The following is a 22318-nucleotide window of genomic DNA, read 5'->3' on the forward strand; positions in this document are numbered from 1 at the left end:
TATGTATTTTAATGCATATTGAATAACTTAATTATGATAAAGGTGTATATGAAGGGATTAGTTTTTACGTTTCAAAACGTTTTCACTCGACAGAGACGCGATGGTTTTTTTGCATCTGAAATTGTTGACGATGCCGTCAATATGCTTAACAAAGAGCGATTTAAGCACGCTGAAATTAAACAGATGGTAGATGATTTTTTGAAGGACCTGGTGTTTAAGGGGTGGCTAACAACGGGAATCGATGAAAAGACCGGTTTAACCACTTACACTCTGTTCGATAAAGTCGCTGATCCGATAGCACTAAAGTTAACATCTTCAGAAGTTGCAGAACTAGAAAAGGAAGGTGATAAACTTAATGAAGAATATATGTATGCTCGAGCTGTTTATCTTGAGGTTGACAGGTTTGTGTCGAACAAAAATAATCCAGAATTCTTAAGAAGCACAAAATATTTTAGCGATTTTATTCGACGAGACTTGATGGGCAAGTTAGAAGCGATTGAGTATATTCTATGCTCAAATGCACAGTGAGATAGGCTCATTAAACTGTTATTTTTACATTGAAAATTGAGATGAAGGAGGTTTTTTACAGACGTTACAATTAACAGAATATTGATTTTTTAAAATATTAAAAATATATAAATTATTGAAATATAACAAGTTATTTCATATTTTTGTATTGTGCATGTTCAAAGATATGTTAATCTAACCCTAAGAGAAAGCAGCCGTCAGAGCTGCATAGGGTTAGTTATGCAAGACCTAAGTATCAAGTTTTATGTTCAACAATATTTATCTTCTCGAAAATATGAAGTGGCACCTTCAACATTACGTTCTGAGCGCTGTAAAGCATCAAAAATCATTAAGTTGGTCGGACAACGTTATATTGATTCTGTCACGCACAGTGACATTATTCAGCTGCGTCAAAAATTGCATAAAAGCTATGCAAACAAGTCAATTAATGAGTTTTATATCATTCTGCGTGCGATATTTAATAATGCGTTTCGCGATGGTGTGATAGCCCGTAATCCAATGGAAGGTATTCAAAATTTAAGTGTTTGTCACGCTGAGCCAAATCCTTTCACTCGAGCTGAATTAACAGCGTTAGCGCAAACAGATGTTCGATGTTTATCAGGGAAAAATGCTTTTCAGTTATGTGCACTCACGGGGCTTCGTATAAGTGAGTTGTTGGCAATAAGCTGGGAAGATATTGACTTTATTAATGCAAAACTCAAAGTCAAAATTGCGTTAGTTGATAAGCAATATAAAACTCCAAAAACCCCAGGTTCTCAACGTACAGTAGAGTTATGTGCTTCTGCTATTAGTATATTAACACAACAAAAATTGATTACAGGTCATCGAAAAGCTAGAAAGATATCAGTGCTTCAGCGCGACAATAAAACGAAAAAAATCGAAAATTTATCACTCGTTTTTTACAACACTCAAACTAATCAGCCGTTTTTAAGTGCGAAACAATTTAATAAAACGTTTTTCACACCATTCTTAATATCGGCCGAGGTGAAGCACCGCGGCGCAGGACAACTTAGACACACTTTTGCAAGTCAAGCTCTGACATCTGGTGTCTCAAAAGAGTGGATAGCCCGACAACTAGGGCACGAAAGCACTGCAATGATTGACATCCACTATGCACGCTGGATGTGTGCAGATGCACCCGACTTTGTGAACAAAGTCGAACAACAGTTTAGCGGCATATTTACACCCAAACAGCTTTATGAATCTATAGCTGCCGATGGAAACACATCTGATGTTAAAGCAACTTCAAACACAGTCGCGAACACTGATATTCAGCTCACAGAGCAACAGATATCGCAATTGCTCATTAGTCACCCTCATTTGATAACAGAGCATCTAAAAATGCTTTTAAGTCATAATGTTGGAGGGTAGAACAATGACTATGAGAAGTTGTACTTTATTCTATTCTTTTGCAAATTATGGCTTGAATAAAAAGGGGCGCAGAAATGGAAAAGCTTCATTAATTCATTCGTTACGACTTATGGAGCAACTTGAGCTTAAACAAAAATATTTAAATAAATCTCATGAGCTTATGCGCACTAAAAATGAAATAAAAATCGAATGGGACAGCTCATTGTCACATGCAAATTTAATTGACACAGAGGACGGTATCGTTCGACTTGACGCGTTTACTCAAGCTCAAAGACAGCAATTGTTGCTTGACGTTGTTGAGCCACCTGAACTTAACACCAAAAATGCCGATAAATGGGGAAAGCTCAAATCTAGTGCAAAATACAAACTAAATCAATGGATTAAAAAAGACGGTTTTTGTGATGAGGGGATTGAATTTATCAACGAGATATTAGCGTCTGAAAATGTTGTGAATGTTCATCACTCGAAATATCGATTTAATCTGTTTGATATGAAGCGTAAATCACAGAAAATTGAGCAACTAACCAATTATATCAACGCCCATAATGCACTTATCGATAAGCCAAAAACGTTAAACTTTACTAATTTCCAAGAAATATTATTCAAAATCCCAATTGTGAATGGAATTGGTGCTGACATTGTGAGCGGTAAAGAAATGATGCAAACAATGAAGGGATTCATCGTACATTTTTATCCAGATTATCCTATAAAATTAATGCTGTTGCATGATGATGAGCGCTTAGCGCATGAAAATACAGGTGCGCATGTTCACGCGTTTATTTCGGGAAAAAATGCTTTAACAGGCAAGTACGATTTGCGTATCGCACAAATTAAAAAAGTGAATGAGTTTCTATTTAAACGTGATGATATGTCAGCTAATTTATTTTCTGAAACTGGGCGTTTGAATTATGAACAGGCTGGTGACGTTGCGCATCACATGCAAGAGATGCTCTATGAGTTTGTCAATGAACATCTCTTTCATCCGAAGAACATCAATGCTGCATTTCATCCGGAATCGGTTCGTAAATCTGAAAAACGAAAGCAAATGCGCAGAGAGGCGAAGCTTGCTAAGCGCGATAGGCCATACAATTTTTTAACTCGTTTGATTGAGCATATCAGCGGTTTAGAAAAAGAATTAGATGTATTGGGCTGGAACATAAGTGATAGTCAGCAATTGTTCGACGAATTAACACGTCAATTAGCAATTGTGAGTGAAAGCTGTGACACGTTCACAGAGCGGGAAAAATTGTTAGAGCAACAATGTCAGATAAAAGCTAAAAAATACCAAGATATTTATCTTGCACTGCTAGACAAGCAAAAGACACTCAGCAAGAAAATGCTGTTTGAATATGAATTAGATGAACGTTTGAATGAGAAAACAAAAACAGAAACGACATTAGATATATCTATTGGCATAAAAAACAGAGCAAACGTAGCACTAGATACGTCAATAACAGAAAAGCAATCAATGCTAGATAAACTGAGCGTAATGACTGCCGAGGCATTACAGCCTATTAATCAAATGTTAGAGCGAATGCATAAACGATTGATATTAAATGGCAGAGCAGGCGCTAAAGAGCTCATGCAATCCATCATGAAAGCTTTTACTGAAGACTTACCGCAGGAGCTTAGGAATAGATTGATAAGCGTCACCCGCAACACTGGTGATATAGAGCTAAAAGACGCGTTAACAAGCAAGGACAGTCAGATTAACAATTCATTGGATACATGATAAAACACGCGTTCAATATTTGCTAAATGATGCGTTAACCGTACTCCCTCAGATTAGATTGAATACAATATAAGTTGCTCACTAAGTAAACAGGAAATCGGTCATTACTTTTATAAAGTGATGACCGATTTTTTATTAATCGCTGCGAATGTAAGATGTTTAATTAACGTCCAGGCATGAGGTTATGCTTGTATCGAGTGATGCTGTGTAGTGAGTGTCAATAGTGCTATATAGCCCAAATTGGCAGCACTGCTGCCACAGATGACATTCATGTTGCCAGTGGCGGCATTAAACATGTCAGTGGTCGTTTTAGAAAGCAAATGGATGAAGCGAAATAGTAAACATATAGATTTGATTAATTAAGGTTTGAACAACATTCACGTTTAAAGCTTATTAGCGTTGAAATTAGCTTGTCTGAGATGGTGTAAAACCCGCATGGCCATTTGTTTTTTACAACATGATAATGTTTAGGTTTGGCCTAAACAAACCTCAAATACCGCACTCAACGAGTGCGAAAAAGTACAGCTTCGCAGTCATCGACTGCGAAGCAAAAAGCAGCCCACAATTATGCGGGACTAGTACGTAACCCGGTACGCTAGTATCCCACTTTTTGTTCCAAAAAGATCGGATACTAGCTACGGGCAAGGGGAAACCCCTTTGAACCCAAAAAGCCACATGCTGCGCATGTTAAAAAATCAAAAGAGTTGAAGATAAAATCAGCATGATCACTGTTATTTATCACATTATCGATTTACGATAAAAATCAATTTAAAATCGTTCTTTAGTTGTATCGCTTGGGAAATAGAGAAAGCGTAATAATCTGATATCGTTATCGTTATCGTTATCGTTATCGTTATCATTAATTATTCGTACAGTGAAGGCAAATCCTACTTTACGCGCAAGCTCAGTTTTTATTTTTCAAATTCAAACAATTGATTTTATTAACCAAAACAACAAAATGAGGATGGTGTTAATCAGTGACATAAACGGTCGTATTCCCAAAATTTAGTTTTAATAAACTAAATTCAAGTCACTCAATGATTGTTAATTTAAATGAAAAATTAAGTTGCATAAGTTATTTTTTTTGTTATTTAATGTTTGCAGTCTTTATGTATGTAACAATATTAAGCAAAAGTTTAGCTCATAAATAACACTCATTACCAATGGATATTGGTATTAAATTGAGAATATGGATATTATGTCTTCATTGTTTCGTCAACAAGCTGTTGAAGCCCAAAAGCAAAAATTACATGGTGATGTGTCATTAGCACAGCCGATGTCGATTTATGCCGTCACTTCTATTTTGCTATGCATTATTCTCGCTATAGTTTTATTCCTTTCTTTTTCTCATTATGCTCGTAAAGAAACCGTTCGTGGTTATTTAGTACCTGACAAGGGCTTAATTAAAACTTATGCCAATCGCAATGGAAATATTGATGTTCTACATGTCTCAGAAGGTGACTTTGTAAAGAAAGGCTCTCCTTTAGTGACCATAGTGCTGAGACGTAGCATGCTTTCAGGTGAAGAATTAAGTGAGTCATTAATTGATGAATTAAAGCTACAAACAGTATTACTTCAAACTGAACACACTATTAATCAAACCATGCTAATTAAAGAAACTGCGCGGTTAAAAACAGTCATTTCAGATCATCACTCTTCTCTTGCTGTGCTCACCAACCTTGAAACGCTACTGGCGGATAAATTAGCATTGCAATTGAAGCAGCAAGCACAGCATGAAACCCTCTATAAAGACGGTTTTCTATCAACCTTAGATTATCAATCTCAACAAGAAAGGCTCATTGCAGTTAGGCAAGAAATAGAAAATTTACAATCAAACCGAGTACAAACACAGAGTTTGCTTAATGCGGCTATTGCTGAGCTAGATGTTTTACCAAGCCAATATGCACTTAAAGATGGCGATAGATCTAGACGACGCTCAGAGCTTTTGCGTCAAATAGATGAAACAGAAAATAATTATCGTTATGTTATTCGCGCTGCTGAAGCGGGGACTGTTGCTTCTATTCAGGTTGTGGAGGGAGAGTTTATCGTTACCAACCGTCCGCTTATTAGCTTAATTCCACAAGGTGCTAAGCTCGTTGCTGAATTGTTGCTGCCTACTAGGAGCGCAGGATTTGTAAAGTCAGGTGATGAGGCGAGATTAAGATTTGACGCATTTCCATACCAGCGATTTGGTTTTCTAAAGAGTCGTATTTTTAGTGTTGATAAAGCCTTGTTGCTAGACGGTGAAGCGATCGTGCCGGTGGCATTATCAGAACCAGTTTATAGAGTGCGGACTCAATTAACGACTCAAGATATGATGGCTTATGGTGAAGCTTTCCCACTGAAAAGCGGCATGCTGTTGGAGGCTGATATAGTGCTAGATAGCCGCAGTTTACTCGACTGGCTATTAGACCCAATTTATAGCTTGCAAGGAAGAGTTGGTTAATGAATACAACTGTTAAAATAGATGGTGAAGTCAATAACCCTATTGAGCTGCTTGAGTTTTCAGGTAAAAAACGAGTGCCGCTTATTCTACAGGCTGAAATGGCAGAATGTGGTCTTGCTTGTCTTGCTATGATTGCCAGTTTTCATGGTCACAAACTTGATATGGCAGGGTTAAGGAAACGTTTTAGTGCTGACCTCAAGGGGATGAGTTTACAGCACATGATAACCCTAAGCGATAACATGGGGTTAGCAAGTCGAGCACTTAAATGCCCGATAGAAGATGTGGGGAAATTAGCTTTACCTTGTGTGTTGCATTGGGATATGAATCATTTCGTTGTGCTCACTGGTGTGACTAAGTCTGGAGTAAGCATTAATGATCCTGCTTTAGGTAAAAGAAAGCTCACGGTTAAAGAGTTTTCAAATCACTTTACAGGCATAGCGTTAGAGTTAACTCCGACTAAAGGTTTTGAAAAACAGGACGAGCGTCAACAGATGGGGCTGTCTCAACTGTGGAGTAAGATGACAGGCCTCACAAAGACCTTAACTACACTCTTTGTATTGTCTATTTTACTGCAGGTATTCGCCTTAGTAACGCCCTACTATATGCAATGGGTGGTTGATGAGGTACTAATAAGTCAAGATAAGCCTTTATTAACTGTGCTGGCATTGGGTTTCGGACTACTCGCTATTATCAATGTTCTGACTACTGGCATTCGTAGTTGGTTAGTACTAAGAGTTTCCAGCTTATTAAATATGCAAATGGGGGTTAATCTACTTAGGCATTTGCTCCGTCTGCCAATGAGCTATTTTGAGAAGCGCCACATCGGTGATTTAGTCTCACGCTTTGGTTCATTAGCACAGGTACGCGAAAGGCTTACAACTGGTTTGGTTGAAACCGTGGTTGATGGTGTGATGTCGATAGCGGTATTGATCATGATGCTCATTTACAGCGTAAAATTAACCTTGGTTGTAGTAGCTGCAATTTTTATCTATGCCTTGCTAAGATTAGCTTTGTACCGGCCGCTGCATCGGGCCACTGAAGAATCCATTCAGGCGTCGGCGAAGGAGCAGACGAATTTCTTAGAGAACATTCGTGCAATACAGACAATCAAATTATTTACTTGTGAACCACAAAGACAAAACCTATGGCAAAACCGTTACAGTGAAGTCATTAATACCGATATTCGTTTAGGCAAGTTGAAGATAAGTTTTGATGCGATGAACAAATTATTGTTTGGGCTAGAAAATATCATAGTGGTATACCTGGCTGCGTCCATAGTGATGAGCGGCGGGTTAACTATCGGCATGGTGCTCGCTTTTATTGCCTATAAAAATCAGCTAACTGAGCGTTTTGCCAGCTTAATAGAGCAACTGATATTGTTTCGAATGCTAAGGCTGCATTTAGACCGTATTTCTGATATAGCTCTAAGTGAGCAAGAGGCGAATCGAGACAGTATTAGCCCTTTAAATTTGGTTAGTGGTCAGCTGCAGCTTGAAAATGTGAGTTTTCGCTACAGTGATAATGAGCAAAATGTTATTGATAAAGTGTCATTTACCATCAATGCCCATGAGTCTGTGGCCATAGTCGGCGAATCTGGTTGCGGTAAAACTACTATAGTAAAATTAATGTTGGGATTATTGACGCCAACACAGGGGCGAATATTGCTCGATGGTCAGGATATAAGCCAAATAGGCTTAATCCAGTATCGCCAGCAACTAGCCGCGGTAATGCAAGACGATACTCTGCTATCTGGCTCTATTGCCGATAACCTGACATTTTTTGACCCTGAGCCTAATTACCTTCGGATGCAGCAGTGTGCTCAACATGCTGCCATAGATAAAGACATTAGTAAGATGACCATGGGCTACAACACTTTGGTTGGCGATATGGGCAGTCAGTTTTCAGGTGGGCAAGTACAACGATTATTGCTTGCAAGAGCTCTCTATCAACAACCCAGCCTTCTGTTTATGGATGAAGCGACGAGTCATTTAGATATTGAAAATGAAGCAAAAATCAGTGAGCAGATAAAACATCTAGAGATGACTCGAATCATTATAGCCCACAGGCCTGAAACTATAAAACAGGCAGACAGGGTAGTCGTTATGCATCAAGGGAAAGTGTATACCCCAGAGCAAATACAACAGTTAACGGGTACTCATGAGTAACCATAAGCTTGGCAATATTTAAAAATAGAGACAAGAGTTAAAGAATTTAAGCAGGTAAAATATCTGGATTCAACAAAGTAAATCCAATATTTCATCAGCTTAAAGCAAGGGCGCGGCAACTTTAGCGGGAAATCGTGCCCTTGGACAGTCGTTTAAGGTTTGGCTGTGTCGAAGTGATACAGCAAGCGCTTAGGCAAACATAACGTTAAACAGTTTAAATTAAGGAAATATAATGCAAGAGCTAACTTTTGAAGAGATTGAACAGGTTGATGGTGGTATTATTTTTGCTATTGCTGCAGGTGCATTTGTCGTCGATTGTTTTCTGATTGGTGTCATGATCGGCATGCAACAAGAAATGTAATATTAATTAAGTGACCTTTAATGATGTAAGAAGATTTTTTATCGTTACGGTTAATTTGTAATATAGTTGTTTACAATGTGCCCATAGACCTCTGTTAAATTATTCTTATATTTATAAATATAAGGTTATTAAGAAAGTTTTTTAATAATTAGGATGAAGAATGAAAGAATTAACAATAAATGAAATAAATGAAGTGAATGGTGGTTTTTTTGTTCTGGCTGCCGCTGCCTACGCTGCATATCAAGCTGGTAAATTAATTGGCGCTGATGTGATGAAGTTTATGAAAGCTTCTTAAAGTAAATGTATCTCGGTAACATTTGTTACCGAGATTTAACGTAGGGGTGGAGTTTAATGATATTAAATGAAATTGTAAAAACAATAGCTGCAAATAAAAGTGGTATCAGCCTAATGAAGTTATCTAAAGAAACAGGAATTGAAGTTGGAGATTTAAAACCTATTCTTAATAAAAGTGAGTTCTTCACGAAAATACCAAATACTAATAAATTTGTAATAAATCGATTTTCGAAAACATATGAAAATGATGAATCTGTTGCAGAGATGATCATGCTGGAATACTCAAGTAAAAGAAAACGATTTTATAATTCAGTGTTAATAATTCTAATATCTATATTTATAGTTTTAATCTCTACATAGAATCAAGATATAGTCAAAAAAGTCTAATGCAACTAATAAATATACAGATTAATTAAGCTCAACCGTATCAAATGGTGAGATTATTGGCAGCAGTATCGCCAAGGTCAGATCGTGAATGTTATTTGAGCGATTTTAGAAAAATATTGATCTGATCACGCGCTTGTGATCTTATACTCCTTTTTCAGGAGTCAGATTATGTATATCGAATCATTCAAGCAGCATTTTAGCCCGATTGACGACAACCGCCAAAATGTATGAGTAACCTATCTAACAGCAAACAGTCATTTAGACATTGAAAATGAAGAAAAGTTAGTGAGCAAATAAAATACCTCGAGATGGTGCGGATTACTATTGTCCACAGACCTGAAACCATAAAACAGGCTGACAGGGTAGTCGTTATGCATCAAGGTAAAGTGTATACCCCAGAGCAAATCCAGCAGTTAACGGGTACTAGAAGTAACCATAAGCTTGGTAATTTTTAAAAATAGAGAAAATAGTTAAAGAATTTAGGAAGGTGAAATATCTGGATTCAACAAAATAAAGCCAATATTTCATCAGCTTAAAGCAAGGGCGCGGCAACTTTCGCGGGAAACCACGCCCTTGGACAGTCGCTTAAGGTTTGGCTGTGTCGAAGTGATACAGTAAGCGCTTAGGCAAACATACGTAAAAGAGTTTAAATTAATGATAATATTATGCAAGAACTAACAATGAATGAGATTGAAAAATAACATGGCCATATATGGACGCTCCCGGTGAGTCAAGATAATACTCTGCTCACCCAAAGCTTTTTGGCCTTAGTTTTCTATTCTATTTCTTCACACTTGTCATTGCTTTGATGCGCTCATTTACCGCTAGAAGCAGTTGTGCTGTCCTGATCTTTATAAAGAAGCGGGCTTAACAGCCAAGCAGCGCCCCAAATGAAATCAGTTCATAATTATTGACTTTTTTCAACTTCAGGAATAAAGTCAATCTTAGTTAGCAATTGCAGAATTTGATGATGTAAAACTCTGCAACCAAATGAATTTAAACGACTAATTTAATATTTAATACGAGAGCTTTGGGTTCAAATCCCTATCCCTCCGCCACATTCAAATAAAAAGGCCTTATCGAAAGATAAGGCCTTTTTATTTGGGCGAAAGATAGGACTTTGACCCCAAGAGTTCCTCTTTATTAGCAGCAAGCTATCCCTCCGCAAGAGCCAACGAACAAGACCTCTCAAAAATAAAGGCTTTTTATTGGGTGAAAGACAGAGCATCAGACTTGGGGTAGAAATTCTTTGCAAAACGTATACGTTGTTCAGTTGATTAGATTTTGGGTTGACTCTCTAGTTGACTCAAATGTTGTTTTACTAGCTTGAGCATGGCTTGAGCGGCAAAAGATAAGTGTTTTTGTTTACGCCAAAATAATGAAAGCTCCCAACGTAAATCCTCACTCGCTAAGGGAATATTGACCACCGCATCTACCCTGTATCGCTCTGCAATAATTTGGGGAAGTATCATTACCCCGATACCGGCGGCGACAAGCGCGATCCCAAAGTCTGCATGACTGACTCTTGTAATATTAATAGGCCTAAACCCTGCTTTTGTACAAGCCGCTAATACTAGTTCGTATAGGGCGTATTCTGGTTCAAACATCACTTGAGCTAATTGATTCAGTTCACTTAACTGTAACGTTTTTTTACTCGCTAACTCATGAGCTGCAGGTAGTACCACCACCATAGACTCGTTACGAACACGGATGCCATCAAATTCATCGTCGAAATCAATAATACCAGTCGCAAGCTCTATTTCATCTTTGTGTAATGCTACCGTTTGTTCAATCCCACCGCGTACTAGTAACTTCAATTCAACATTAGGATATTGTTGCCTAAACTTCGCTATCACTGGGGCAAATAACTCTGCACTTCCAAGCGGCGCTAATCCTAATCTCAGTGTACCACCACTTAAGTTACGCAAACTATCCAGCTCAGCCAGCATCAGTTGGCGACCTTCCAGTAACGTTAATGCATGTTGATACACAACTTGACCGGCTTCAGTTAATCGTATTTGTGAACCACGTTTGCCGCGTTCTAACAATACCATGCCAAGTTCTTCTTCCAGTAGACGTATCGCCTTAGAGAGGGCTGGTTGAGTTACAAATGCTGTATCACATGCTTTAGCGAAACCGCCAGCGTTAACAACCTCAGTGAAATAGTGTAGTGTTTTAAGATTCATTAGCATAACCAAAGGTGATGTAGTCAATCATTAATATTCATTTTTTTTATCAATTAAGCAAGCGTAAACTCCTCATATCAACTCAAAATCATATCGTGAAACCAAATGTTATCTCTACTGAATACCCATAATGCCTATTTAAAGTGTAAAACAACCTTAATCATTCAAGTAAGTGGTTTATGTTTATTTGCTTGGTTATGTCAATTGGCTGCTCACTCTGTCCATTCTATTATTCCTGGCAGTGTTATTGGCTTGGCGATGTTATTAGTCTTATTGTCTTGTAAGTGGGTTCCCGAAAAAATTGTTAATCAAGGTTCAGCTTGGTTAATTGGTGATTTGTTATTATTTTTCATTCCCCCAGTCGTTGCCATTACCAAATATAAGTTAATACTCGAAAGTTATGGAGCAGAGTTGATTGTGTGCATGTTACTGGCGAGTGCGAGTGTGTTAGTGGGTACAGCGTTCATCGTAGACAGATTATTTAAGTTCGAACGAAAACAACGTTTACATAACATTACTTCGCAACGCTTAGCATTTAAGTAAATGCTGCTTTAGGTTAAATTTTAGGTTACAAAAATGAATGATTCATTATTAGGTGTGTTGTGTTTATTGCTCACATTAGCCGGTTATTATTTCAGTAAGCGTTTGTATTTACGCCAGCAACGTGTTTGGTTTGCCCCCATTATTTTAGCGCCTACTATTATTTTATTGACTGTGGTGATATTTAACATACCTTTGGCTGACTACTTTCTATTTACTCATTGGTTACCCGCTTTACTGGCTCCTGCCACCATTGCATTTGCTGTTCCCATATATAGAGAGCGCGTACTCATTAAGCGCTACCCATTAACGATAAGCTTTGGAGTATTGACAGGTTTATGCTTAGGCGTTGGCTCATCCTGGTTGATTCTTCAATTTACCAATATGCCGTCAGAGCTTTCACACAGCTTGATAGTCAGGTCGGTCTCAACTCCATTTGCTATTGAAGCAACAAGCGCATTTGGTGGCGTCCCTGAACTAACCGCAATGTTAGTTTTAGTGACAGGTATTATGGGAATGCTCATTTGTGATCCTCTTTTTAAAGCAGCCAAGATAAAAAGCAGCCTGGCTCGAGGGATATCATTAGGCGCATCAGCCCATGGTGCGGGAGCGGCTAAAGCAAATCAAATTGGTCGAGAGGAAGGGGTTGTTGCAAGTTTAACCATGATTTTTACGGGTATAGCCATGGTGATCACCGCGCCTTTATTCGCGTTATTGTTTTAAATTTCAATTCTTATATCGATATCACTGCATAATAAAACTGACAATACATGCCATGAACAACAAATATCCAGAGATAAGCTTAGTTTAATAAAATAACGTGCATTATGACAGTATATTGACAACACGGAATCGTTAATGCGTTTTTTTGCTAACAATGGTAATAGTCATTAACGCAATATTTTTTCCTTTAAAAGTATAATCTTAGTTAGATTTATATATTGCTAAATGATAGTATCCCTCAAGAAATTTACCTAAAACCATCAATTTAGTAACAATTAGCTTGCCGATAAATACCGATTTTAAATCTATAAAAGATAAGGATATACAGTGAATTTACAAAGGATAGTTACATTAACGATATTATTGGGTTTAACAGCATGTGGTGGTGGCAGTGACGGTGATTCAGACCCCATATCATTGAGCCAGCCTCCACCTTTGGAAAATATAATTCCAATAGCCAATATTGCGTTTATTTCATCAGTTATTTCTATGACAGAAGTTCAATTGAATGGCGCCAGTAGTGCTGATTCCGATGGTCAAATTCAAACTTATCAATGGCTACAAATTGACAATGGTGCACCCACAGTTGTTTTTTTTGATGCCACACAATCTGTAACTGGTTTTATTGCTCCTGATGTACAACAAGAAACCGAATTTCATATCCAACTGACTGTTACCGATAATGAAGGAGCAACAAACAGTGCTGAAACACTGTTGACGGTATTACCTATCCCTTTACAACAAGGGCATCAGGGGAGAGTGATTGATGGCTATTTAACGGGTGCAACTGTGTGGTTAGATATTAACAATAACGGTGTGTTTGATGAAGATGAGCCAAATGACGTCACCGATTCAGGCGGTGAATATTCGTTGAAATATAATGCCGAACAACAAGTTTGTGCAACTTTAGTACCGGTAAGAGTAGATGTTCCTGTCGGTGCAATTGATGAAACCGAAGGCGTTGTTACCTCCGCTTATCAGCTTGTTTACCCACCGCTTTATGGTCAGTTTAATCCTGAAAAAGCAGCGTATATTACGCCTCTAACGTCTGCTGTTTGGGACATGTTATCTTCATCTCCTACCGTTAACAGTACAGATAAAAATGCCGAGGTCCTTCAAGCTAGTTGTAAGCAGCTCATTGAAAATCCTCAAAGCCAGCTAAACTATGCTTCGCTTATCAATGAAGCTATTGATGATTTTACTCAAAAATCTAATATATCGATTGATGATTTATTCAGTGATTTTATTGAAAATGGCAATCAAGCACTGCAACAAACGGCGCGCCGTTACGTTACTGGGTTGAGCTTAAGTTTGAAGAAGAAAGCTGAACTGTTAAAAAATGATTCATACAAAGACGCTAGTTATATTCGAGTCATTCATTATCTCGATAAAGCGCCTGCTGCAGAAGAGCTTACTGAAAATGTCTGGTACCGAGATATCGTTGTTTTCTACCCTGACGATAGTCAATTTTTCTCAGAATCAGCAAGAATGGTCAGCGATGATAATGGCGACGTAACTGATGCCGTTCTATATGTCTATTATCGCCGTCATAACAACGCATTTTCATGGGGGGATAATGGCAGGTACATCGCTAGTTATGATGAGCGAAATACCGCAGATGGTCAGTTAGAGACTTGTTTTAATAACGAAAGTGTTATGGTTACTCATGACGTCGAACTCTTACCGGTACAATTTACACTAAGCAATACCTACTCAACAGATACTGGTGAGTGTCAATTCGCGGCCGACATTTTTACTCAAGCTTATGAGCGTGTTTATTACGTTAATTATAGCGAAAACAATATTCATTATCTTATGCAGTTTTCACAATTTAAAACGAATGGGGCGTTTCCCACGCTTAATGATTGGGTTAATTTACAAGACCGTTCTGCAGAATATTCAACCACAGAGTTAGTCACTTTATTAACTGATTATGGTTATACATTTACAGATGATACTGGCTTACAAGATACTGACTTTAGCTGGTACAAACGTAAAACTGACGACTCTCAAGAACATCGAGTGACCACCGATAAAAACTATGATGCAAATACTGGGGTGATTAGCTGGACTCGGTTAACAGAGCAAAGTAATTATACTAATATAAAACAATGCAGTAAGGATGGTATTACTTGGGGGGCGTGTTTGTAGCAATTATTTTGCTAATGCATTAATCAGATTTTGTGAAGCCCTTATATCAATAAAGATGTGAGGGCTTTTTTGTTTATCTGCGATAAGTCTCGAATGCTTAGTGATTAAAACAGTAATGGCGTCGGATTACCTGGTTCCATCACCACCACCGGGTTGTAATGCCATACTGTGTTAATCATCTCTGCAGTTAGCGCCTCAATTGGTGCTCCATCACTGACAACGCAACCATTGTCTAGAATGACTAACCTGTCGGCGTAACGAGAGGCTTGGTTTAAATCGTGTAGAACCACAATAACAGTGTAGTTATGTTGGTGAGCTAATTCTTTTGCCAGTGATAACACTCTATGCTGCTGGGCTAAATCCAATGCTGAGGTTGGTTCATCTAAAAGTAATATAGGTGAATGTTCTGCTTGGGCCAATTGGGCTAATACTCGAGCTAATTGCACTCGCTGTTTTTCACCACCAGATAAGGTAGGGTAACTGCGATATTTAAGTGCTGATAACGAGACCTGTTTTAATTGGTAATCAACTAAATTGTTACCTTCTTGCTGGCTAATCGTTAGTGGATAAAGCCCCATTTTAATGACTTCATGTACTTTAAAAGGGAAGGTAAGCGAGGCATGCTGAGGTAGTACGGCGAGTGACTTAGCTAAATGTGGTCGCTCCCATAGTGGTAACGCTTTGCCCCAGACTTTTATTTTTCCGCCAGTAAGCGTAATCTCTTGCGATAGGCATTTGAGAAGACTTGATTTTCCTGCGCCATTTGGGCCAAGTAATGCAGTCACTTGGCCGGGTTTTATTTGCAGGTTAATGTTATTCAACACTGACTTTTTACCTATGTGTACCGATACGTTATTGAGCTCGATGACTACAGTGTTTGTTGGTGTAGCAACCGTTTGTTGTTGAGTGGTTTGGGTCGGTTTTCTGTTAAAATAGCTGAGCATGTTATACCAACTTATTGCGCTGATTGAGTAATAAAACAATAAAAAATGGCGCACCTAATAACGCAGTAACTAAGCCGACTGGCAACTCTGATGGTGCAACAATGGAACGTGCTCCAATATCAGCAAGCACCAGAATGGCAGCACCTAACATGGCACTTAGAGGCAGCAATAGCTTATGATCTGGGCCAATTAGCATGCGAACTAAATGTGGCACAACTAAACCTATAAAACCGATAATGCCGGTCGCTGCCACCGCAATACCAACCCCAATAGCACATAGTACTATCAGCTTTCGTTTGAGTTTATCGACATTGACCCCCAGGTGTCGTGCTTCGGCTTCACCCAATAATAAAGCGTTTAGTGCATTGGCATTTTGTGTAAATTGCCAACTGAGAAGTCCCAGAGCGACTAGACTAAGAATGACATAATGCCACTGCGCTCCTGCAATAGAGCCCATTTGCCATAATGTTAAATCCCTTAATGCCATGTCGCTGGCCATATACGTGAGTAAACCAATTCCTGCCCCTGCCAATGCTGCAACGGCTACACCTGACAATAATAGTAATACGACAGAAGTACCACTGACACTTGATGCCAGTTTGTACACCAATAAAGTGGTAAATAAACCAGCACCAAAGGCACTGAAAGCCACCAAGTATTCACCGCCTTGTGGAAATAATACTATGCATAGTGCCGCGCCCAATGCTGCACCTGATGACACACCAATGATCCCCGGATCCGCTAGTGGATTACGAAATAGTCCCTGCATCACGGCGCCGCACTGAGCAAGTGTCGCCCCGACGGCTAGTGCCAGAAGTGTTCTGGGTAATCTGACATTATTAATAACCAGTTGTTCATGTGGCGCAACAACAGACAGAGGCTGCTGCGTAGCCCAGTTAATCATGGCATTGAAGCTGGTGGACGGGCTAATATGTAATGGTCCTATGCTGACAGACAACAGGCTTATAATCACTAGCGCTGTGATTATGCAGGGCCAAAGCCAACGCTGATTTTTCATAATATTTCCTGACGATAATGGCTAATGAAACCGTGTAAAATAGACAGTAAACTAGTGGTTTTTTAGGCCAATAAATTCATTGGCAAGCAGATCTGCAGCTTCAATGGCACTAAGCCCTAACCCCCCAAGTAAAGCCTGTGGCGGTAAACTTTTGATTTGATTGTATTCACCTGCAGGTGTGTGAATAAGTAAGGGCATTTTTGTCAGTAAGGTCGTTGCCGCGGTTGGTGTGTCTTCATCACTGCGATTTGAAATTAAAATCATATCTGGTTGCATGGCTAAAATGCCTTCTTGAGACACACTTTTATAACCATCAAACCCCGCAATATTTTGGCCGCCTGCAAGCTTAATAATGATATCTGCTGCGGTGTTGTCGCCTCCCACACGAGCAGGCCTATCTTGCTGTAGCAATAAAAATAACACTTTTGGCACTTTACCCATTGCGGTTATTTGTTGTTGTTTGGCTTCAAGGCGTGTAAATGCTTGTTCAATTTGCGCAGCAAGTTTTACTGCTTGGCTTTTGCGATCAAGCAGCTGTCCCATTTGGTCAATATTAGTTAATAGCTGTGTTTTAGTTTCTGCGCTTGGCAGTACTGTAACGGCAACATTTGCACCCGATAATATCGTTAAGGTCGTTTGGGGGCCCATAGCATCAGAGCCCAACACTAAAGTAGGAGATAGCGCGAGTATGCCTTCAGCAGAAAGCATTCTGTGGTAACCCAATATGGCCACTGATGTCATGTTACTGGGCAGTTGGCTGGTAGAGTCTACTCCCACTAATTCGTCTCCTGCATCTAAAGCAAGTACAAGCTCTGTTATTCCAGCTCCAGCACTCACTACACGATTCTCGGCAGAGGCTAAATGACTGATGAACAAGGTTGAAAACAGCATACTGACAACCAAAGTTGTACTGAAAAAGCGGGTTAATGATGGTTTATGTTCTAGCTTGGGCATGAGGTAACTCCGAATCTACGTGATTTATAATTAATTTTTGAGTGAAGGAAAAACGTTAGTCGTATCCATCTAAGGTTCCATGACAATTTGAGTTTGGCTGATTTGTTGGCGCTGAAGTAAAGCGAGTACTGTCATCAAAGGTTGTACAGGCGCATCTTTGTCTGCTGCTATCACCACTGTGCTTTTGGGCTTGCTACTCATGGTATTAATGAATGCCGTTTCGAAAGCTTCAAACTGTGTAAATTTTTGTCCGTCAAGAGCCCAATAAGGTGTTGTTGTTAAGATATTAATGGTGATGTGCTGCTGTTGAGATAATCCGCTTAATGTTGAGCCAGCTTGTGTCGGCACATCAACAGGTAGAGTGAGAAGTTGTGTGTTGGCCGTGAGTAATAAAAACACCAACACAATAAAAATAATGTCGATAAGGGGTGTTAAATCTAAGCCAAGCTGAACATTGGACATGTTTGAAGAATAGTTAGAGGTACTTGTTGTGTGGATCATCAATTCACCTCTACATCACAAGAGGAACTGTCATTGTTTATTTTTGTTGGTGAAGTGGGTGTTTGGGGCAACTGTGCCGGAGCATCGACACCAATGTTTAATGCTTGATCTAAGCCATCTAACCATAAATTGAGTTGGTTTAATGCATGAGCCATTTTATTGCAACGTCGATCTGCCCATAACGTTAACAGGTGGGCCATTGTTATGGCTGGAACGGCAATAATTAATCCAGCAGCGGTGGTGTTCATGGCTAGCCCTAACCCCGTAGCTAACTGGGATGGGGTTACTGGACCATTTGATAAACCCAGTTGGTGAAACATTTCAATTAAACCAAGAACTGTGCCGAGTAATCCTAATAACGGGGTGATAATTCCGATTATTTGCAATACACGCAAACCTGATTGCAGTTTTTCTTTTTGTTTTAACAACCAAAGGTTCACTACTTCTTCACGCATTGTTTTATGTTGTTCTGCATGTATGAGCAGTAAAGCTGCTCCTCGTGCAAGCATACTACGGCCTTGATTGAGTGAGATTATCAGCTGTTGCCTTTTTACAGGAGTCGCACTTAGGCTCTGTTGACGTAAATCGGTTAACCATGTATCACGTGTTAACTGCTCACTGATGACTAATGCTAAGCGCTCCAGTACGATCAATAGGCATAGAAATGCACAAATAAATAATGGCCAAGCAAGGTTGCCAAGTTGTTGCGAAAGCTGAATATATAACGGTTGCGACATGGTGTTCCTTTGCTTATTTAATGGTAAAAATTAGTAATAAAAGTTAGTTAGAGACCAATGTTGCCCTATTAATTTAGCGCAAACTTAACGGGTATTCTGACGGTGTAGGCATAAGCTTCTGAGGAGGCTGGGGCGGCAAACTGCCATTTTTCGACAGCATCCAATGCTGCAGCGTCTAGTAAACTAAATCCTGAGCTGTTTACTAGAGTGAGTGAAAGTTGTTCACCCAGTTGGTTGAACATAACCTCAACTGTAGCAGTACCTTCTAATCCTCGTCGGCGGGCTTTTTTGGGATAGTAAGGTTGGCTTGGTGGTACTGAAAACGTGGGTTTTGGAAGCGCTATAGTGTGTTGAATCGCACCTTGCGAGGCCACTAAAGGGGGGGGGGGCGCGGTTACAGAGTTGAGTTCACTTGAACTTAACGCCAAAACATCTGAATGAGTTTTTACAATACTTTCAGCATCGGTATTTTGCTGGACGTGTTGAGTTTTATGCGCCATTTTTGTGATAGGTTGATACATTTTTCGGTCATGAGGTTTGTTCATTTCGACTGTGCTTATAGCCGCTGATTTAGTGGCATTAGTTGTCGTGTTTAATGGCATTATTTTAGCTGTTGTACTCTTTGTTGTGTTCTCTGATTGTTGCACTTGAATTGGATTTACTGAATCTAACGGCCGTTGTTTAAATGATGTTGTCGATATAGACGGACGTTTGTTCGGCATCATTATTGATACCTTTACAGCTTGGTGCGATCCCGTGACTATGCCCGAGATTAACGGAATTGTTTGCTGGTTATTTTGCGCAGCAAGTACGCCAACTTGAACAAAAATGGTTAAACAACCAAAAGCAAAATATCGTTTAGGGGTCATTATCTGGATTCTTATAAATTGCTATATTGACTAAATTTCACACAATCAACGATGTAGCCTTATATTGCTATAATGATTGCTGGAATATTTACACTCTTTACAAATCTTTTATTAACAGTTACTTGTCGACTATTTGTTATTAATCTACTGCAATATTAGCCTTAATGCAAATGATAATGATTTCTATTTGATCTAATTTTTATTCTCAGGTAAAGTTCGAGAAATCGTCAGTCAATGGCCTTAAATCTCACTTAATGCATCGTTTTAAAATTGCGCGGTATTGAGTTTTCTCATGTTCTTTAGTTCGAGGGTTTTACAATGACCAAAAAGCCACTAGTAGTAGCAATGGCAATGGTTTTTAGCACCGTTGCGTATGCGCAGCCAATAAAAGCGGTTACTGAGTTTGATGAAGTATTGGTGACAGCCACCCGCATCAACGAAAAGTCTTCTGATACCAGTCGTAGTGTCATTGTTGTCACAGAAGAGAAGATGCAAGAGTCTCAACCTGCATCGGTGGCTGATGCATTAAAAAATGAAGCAAACGTAACCGTCACTAATGGACCGAGAGCTTCTTCTCAAGGCGTTGAAATTCGTGGCTTAAGTGGTCAAAGAGTTTTACAAACAATTGATGGAGCAAGGCAAAACACTAATTCAGGTCATCGTGGTACGTTCTTTATGGACCCTGAATTATTAAGTTCGATTGAAGTGGTACGCGGTCCAGCAAGTAGTTTGTGGGGCAGTGGGGCTATTGGAGGAGTCGTTGCGCAAAATACTAAATCTGCCCAAGACTTTCTTGAACATGACGATACATTTGGTGGCTACGTTAAACAAGGGTTCGAAACCAATGGCGATAAATTTAAAACCAGTGCTACCGTTTACGGTTTAGCTAATCAAATAGATTGGTTATTAAGTGGAAGTTACCATGACAGTAATAATATCAATATTGGTAATGACCAAGCACTAGAAAATAGTGCTTCAGAGGCGAGTAGTGGCTTAGCTAAGTTGGGGTGGGAGCCTGATGATGACCAACGCTTACAATTTTCAGCTCGTTTTTCTGACACCGACGAGCTGGTGCCAAGTAATCCATCGACCAATGTTGGCAGCTCAGTTCCATTAGTACAACGTAATACGAAAGACAAAAATGTGACACTTGATTATCACCTTAATCCTGCTGATAGCGCATTACTTAATCTTAATGCCACATTATATTGGAACGATACTGACTATGATGAAGATCGAATAACGAAAAACCAAATAGACAGTACAGAATTTAAAACTTTAGGCTTTAGCTTAAATAACAGTTCAACGTTTGCAAATACCATGTTGACGTACGGCATAGATGGTTATAAAGACAGCATTAGTACTGTGCGTGATGATAGTGGTCAGGTGGGAGAAAGACCTGATGATATTGATGGTGAAACCACCGTTTGGGGGGCATTTACAAAAGCCGATGTTGCACTAACCGATACACTCGCATTAGATGCCGCAGTGCGTTATGACACTTATCAAAATGACAGTAACAGTTTAGATCTGTCTGCTGACGATAACGCATTTACACCTTCAATTGGTTTGGTATGGAAAACTATGCCTTGGTTGACGTTAAGTGCCCGCTACGATGAGGCGTTCCGTGCACCGAGTATTGAAGAAATGTATTCGACTGGTTCACATTACTGTATTCCGTCTATTCCTGGTTTCTTGCCCAATGGGTTATGCAATACCTTCGAGATTAATCCTGATTTGAAAGCTGAAAAAGCACAAAACAAAGAGGTTAAGGCCGATCTACGCTTTACTGATTTAGCCGGTGATGATGAATTAGCATTGAGCTTGAGTGTATTTAGAAACGATGTGGATGATTTCATCGAGCAATCAGTATCTAACCCTCTTTATGGTATTCCTGGTTTAGATCAAACCACATCCTGGAATAATGTTGATGAAGCTAAATTAACGGGCTTTGAATTGACGACGCGTTATCGTTATCAACAAACGCGTCTTATATTCAATTATGGACAGACAGAAGGAAAGGACGACACTACAGATGAATACCTTTCCGGTATTCCTGCTAAAAAGTTTGGGGTCGATTTATCGCAAGTCATTATGGATGGCGATATGAAGTTAGGCACTCGCTTTACTTATGTGGCCAATCAAGACCAATTACCTACCGATAATCTTAATCAATATGATTCATATAAGTTATGGGATGTTTATGCCGCATGGGAACCAGCAATGGGTACGTTTGAAGGTGTTCGAGTCGACTTTGCGATTGAAAATATCGGTGATGAAGAATATCGTCAGGCGTGGCAAACTTTGTATTCACAAGGCCGTAATTTCAAGTTGTCTGCACGTTATTCGTTTTAATGGGCGCCAGTTTTCAACGATTCCCTTTATCGTAAATTGATCAATAAAGCTGCGAG

Annotated in this window: 19 protein-coding genes; 12 read left to right on the plus strand and 7 right to left on the minus strand. The window is 39.3% G+C overall.

Annotated features, from left to right (window positions below):
- Positions 1 to 48: 48 nt before the first annotated feature.
- The 8 genes from ACWXWT_RS03240 (at position 49) to ACWXWT_RS03275 (ending at position 9257) form a co-directional block, all read left to right on the plus strand.
- A complete protein-coding gene (locus tag ACWXWT_RS03240) occupies positions 49 to 528 on the plus strand; it encodes a hypothetical protein (protein ID WP_182680885.1) in 480 nt (159 codons plus the stop codon).
- A 219-nt stretch (positions 529 to 747) separates the two neighbouring features.
- Entirely contained in the window at positions 748 to 1899 is a 1152-nt protein-coding gene (locus ACWXWT_RS03245; protein WP_456040177.1) for a tyrosine-type recombinase/integrase, read from the plus strand.
- 4 nt (positions 1900 to 1903) lie between these two features.
- Complete coding sequence (locus ACWXWT_RS03250; protein WP_456040178.1) at positions 1904 to 3631, plus strand: hypothetical protein; 1728 nt, start codon at positions 1904 to 1906, stop codon at positions 3629 to 3631.
- 1198 nt (positions 3632 to 4829) lie between these two features.
- The gene (locus ACWXWT_RS03255; protein ID WP_456040179.1) at positions 4830 to 6077 is read left to right on the plus strand and encodes an HlyD family secretion protein; all 1248 of its coding nucleotides are present in this window, start codon (positions 4830 to 4832) and stop codon (positions 6075 to 6077) included.
- Positions 6077 to 8242, plus strand: a complete 2166-nt coding sequence (locus tag ACWXWT_RS03260; RefSeq protein ID WP_456040180.1) for a peptidase domain-containing ABC transporter — start codon at positions 6077 to 6079, stop codon at positions 8240 to 8242. Before ACWXWT_RS03255 ends, ACWXWT_RS03260 begins: the two co-directional genes overlap by 1 nt.
- A 232-nt stretch (positions 8243 to 8474) precedes the next feature.
- Positions 8475 to 8603 (plus strand): class IIb bacteriocin, lactobin A/cerein 7B family, encoded by a 129-nt coding sequence (locus tag ACWXWT_RS03265; protein ID WP_456040181.1) that lies wholly within the window; start codon positions 8475 to 8477, stop codon positions 8601 to 8603.
- A 160-nt stretch (positions 8604 to 8763) separates the two neighbouring features.
- Entirely contained in the window at positions 8764 to 8898 is a 135-nt protein-coding gene (locus ACWXWT_RS03270; RefSeq protein WP_456040182.1) for a hypothetical protein, read from the plus strand.
- 56 nt (positions 8899 to 8954) lie between these two features.
- Positions 8955 to 9257 carry a hypothetical protein gene (locus ACWXWT_RS03275; protein ID WP_456040183.1) on the plus strand — a complete coding sequence of 101 codons (303 nt, stop codon included), beginning with the start codon at positions 8955 to 8957 and terminating at the stop codon, positions 9255 to 9257.
- A gap of 1304 nt (positions 9258 to 10561) precedes the next feature.
- Here the strand turns inward: ACWXWT_RS03275 and ACWXWT_RS03280 are convergent.
- Positions 10562 to 11470 (minus strand): LysR family transcriptional regulator, encoded by a 909-nt coding sequence (locus ACWXWT_RS03280; RefSeq protein ID WP_456040184.1) that lies wholly within the window; start codon positions 11468 to 11470, stop codon positions 10562 to 10564.
- Positions 11471 to 11575: 105 nt separating this feature from the next.
- Between ACWXWT_RS03280 and ACWXWT_RS03285 the strand changes: the two genes are divergently transcribed.
- The 3 genes from ACWXWT_RS03285 (at position 11576) to ACWXWT_RS03295 (ending at position 14884) form a co-directional block, all read left to right on the plus strand.
- A complete protein-coding gene (locus ACWXWT_RS03285; RefSeq protein ID WP_456040185.1) occupies positions 11576 to 12013 on the plus strand; it encodes a CidA/LrgA family protein in 438 nt (145 codons plus the stop codon).
- 33 nt (positions 12014 to 12046) lie between these two features.
- Entirely contained in the window at positions 12047 to 12733 is a 687-nt protein-coding gene (locus ACWXWT_RS03290) for an LrgB family protein (RefSeq protein WP_456040186.1), read from the plus strand.
- Between the two features lie 327 nt (positions 12734 to 13060).
- Positions 13061 to 14884: a PKD domain-containing protein gene (locus ACWXWT_RS03295; protein WP_456040187.1), complete on the plus strand. Its 1824-nt coding sequence runs from the start codon at positions 13061 to 13063 to the stop codon at positions 14882 to 14884.
- Between the two features lie 104 nt (positions 14885 to 14988).
- Here ACWXWT_RS03295 and ACWXWT_RS03300 read toward each other — a convergent pair whose 3' ends face one another.
- From ACWXWT_RS03300 to ACWXWT_RS03325, 6 genes are all read right to left on the minus strand, one after another.
- Positions 14989 to 15828: a heme ABC transporter ATP-binding protein gene (locus ACWXWT_RS03300; RefSeq protein WP_456040188.1), complete on the minus strand. Its 840-nt coding sequence runs from the start codon at positions 15826 to 15828 to the stop codon at positions 14989 to 14991.
- A 1-nt stretch (position 15829) separates the two neighbouring features.
- Positions 15830 to 16846, minus strand: a complete 1017-nt coding sequence (locus ACWXWT_RS03305; RefSeq protein ID WP_456040189.1) for a FecCD family ABC transporter permease — start codon at positions 16844 to 16846, stop codon at positions 15830 to 15832.
- Positions 16847 to 16897: 51 nt separating this feature from the next.
- Positions 16898 to 17800, minus strand: coding sequence for a heme/hemin ABC transporter substrate-binding protein (locus tag ACWXWT_RS03310; RefSeq protein ID WP_456040190.1), 903 nt, complete (start codon positions 17798 to 17800; stop codon positions 16898 to 16900).
- 69 nt (positions 17801 to 17869) lie between these two features.
- Positions 17870 to 18301 carry an ExbD/TolR family protein gene (locus ACWXWT_RS03315; protein WP_456040191.1) on the minus strand — a complete coding sequence of 144 codons (432 nt, stop codon included), beginning with the start codon at positions 18299 to 18301 and terminating at the stop codon, positions 17870 to 17872.
- Entirely contained in the window at positions 18301 to 19038 is a 738-nt protein-coding gene (locus tag ACWXWT_RS03320) for a MotA/TolQ/ExbB proton channel family protein (protein ID WP_456040192.1), read from the minus strand. The genes ACWXWT_RS03315 and ACWXWT_RS03320 overlap by 1 nt, the downstream gene beginning before the upstream one ends.
- Before the next feature lie 68 nt (positions 19039 to 19106).
- Positions 19107 to 19907 carry an energy transducer TonB gene (locus ACWXWT_RS03325; RefSeq protein WP_456040193.1) on the minus strand — a complete coding sequence of 267 codons (801 nt, stop codon included), beginning with the start codon at positions 19905 to 19907 and terminating at the stop codon, positions 19107 to 19109.
- A 318-nt stretch (positions 19908 to 20225) separates the two neighbouring features.
- On the opposite strand from ACWXWT_RS03325, the gene ACWXWT_RS03330 reads away from it, so the two are divergent.
- Positions 20226 to 22262 carry a TonB-dependent hemoglobin/transferrin/lactoferrin family receptor gene (locus ACWXWT_RS03330; protein ID WP_456040194.1) on the plus strand — a complete coding sequence of 679 codons (2037 nt, stop codon included), beginning with the start codon at positions 20226 to 20228 and terminating at the stop codon, positions 22260 to 22262.
- Positions 22263 to 22318: the final 56 nt, after the last annotated feature.

The organism is Shewanella sp. A22, from assembly GCF_053850585.1.

Bases quoted from the DNA above. Each gene is read 5' to 3' on its own strand.
- ACWXWT_RS03240 (WP_182680885.1), top strand. From the start codon at position 49: ATGAAGGGATTAGTTTTTACGTTTCAAAACGTTTTCACTCGACAGAGA.
- ACWXWT_RS03245 (WP_456040177.1), top strand. From the start codon at position 748: ATGCAAGACCTAAGTATCAAGTTTTATGTTCAACAATATTTATCTTCT.
- ACWXWT_RS03250 (WP_456040178.1), top strand. From the start codon at position 1,904: ATGACTATGAGAAGTTGTACTTTATTCTATTCTTTTGCAAATTATGGC.
- ACWXWT_RS03255 (WP_456040179.1), top strand. From the start codon at position 4,830: ATGTCTTCATTGTTTCGTCAACAAGCTGTTGAAGCCCAAAAGCAAAAA.
- ACWXWT_RS03260 (WP_456040180.1), top strand. From the start codon at position 6,077: ATGAATACAACTGTTAAAATAGATGGTGAAGTCAATAACCCTATTGAG.
- ACWXWT_RS03265 (WP_456040181.1), top strand. From the start codon at position 8,475: ATGCAAGAGCTAACTTTTGAAGAGATTGAACAGGTTGATGGTGGTATT.
- ACWXWT_RS03270 (WP_456040182.1), top strand. From the start codon at position 8,764: ATGAAAGAATTAACAATAAATGAAATAAATGAAGTGAATGGTGGTTTT.
- ACWXWT_RS03275 (WP_456040183.1), top strand. From the start codon at position 8,955: ATGATATTAAATGAAATTGTAAAAACAATAGCTGCAAATAAAAGTGGT.
- ACWXWT_RS03280 (WP_456040184.1), bottom strand. From the start codon at position 11,470: ATGAATCTTAAAACACTACACTATTTCACTGAGGTTGTTAACGCTGGC.
- ACWXWT_RS03285 (WP_456040185.1), top strand. From the start codon at position 11,576: ATGTTATCTCTACTGAATACCCATAATGCCTATTTAAAGTGTAAAACA.
- ACWXWT_RS03290 (WP_456040186.1), top strand. From the start codon at position 12,047: ATGAATGATTCATTATTAGGTGTGTTGTGTTTATTGCTCACATTAGCC.
- ACWXWT_RS03300 (WP_456040188.1), bottom strand. From the start codon at position 15,828: ATGCTCAGCTATTTTAACAGAAAACCGACCCAAACCACTCAACAACAA.
- ACWXWT_RS03305 (WP_456040189.1), bottom strand. From the start codon at position 16,846: ATGAAAAATCAGCGTTGGCTTTGGCCCTGCATAATCACAGCGCTAGTG.
- ACWXWT_RS03310 (WP_456040190.1), bottom strand. From the start codon at position 17,800: ATGCCCAAGCTAGAACATAAACCATCATTAACCCGCTTTTTCAGTACA.
- ACWXWT_RS03315 (WP_456040191.1), bottom strand. From the start codon at position 18,301: ATGATCCACACAACAAGTACCTCTAACTATTCTTCAAACATGTCCAAT.
- ACWXWT_RS03320 (WP_456040192.1), bottom strand. From the start codon at position 19,038: ATGTCGCAACCGTTATATATTCAGCTTTCGCAACAACTTGGCAACCTT.
- ACWXWT_RS03325 (WP_456040193.1), bottom strand. From the start codon at position 19,907: ATGACCCCTAAACGATATTTTGCTTTTGGTTGTTTAACCATTTTTGTT.
- ACWXWT_RS03330 (WP_456040194.1), top strand. From the start codon at position 20,226: ATGACCAAAAAGCCACTAGTAGTAGCAATGGCAATGGTTTTTAGCACC.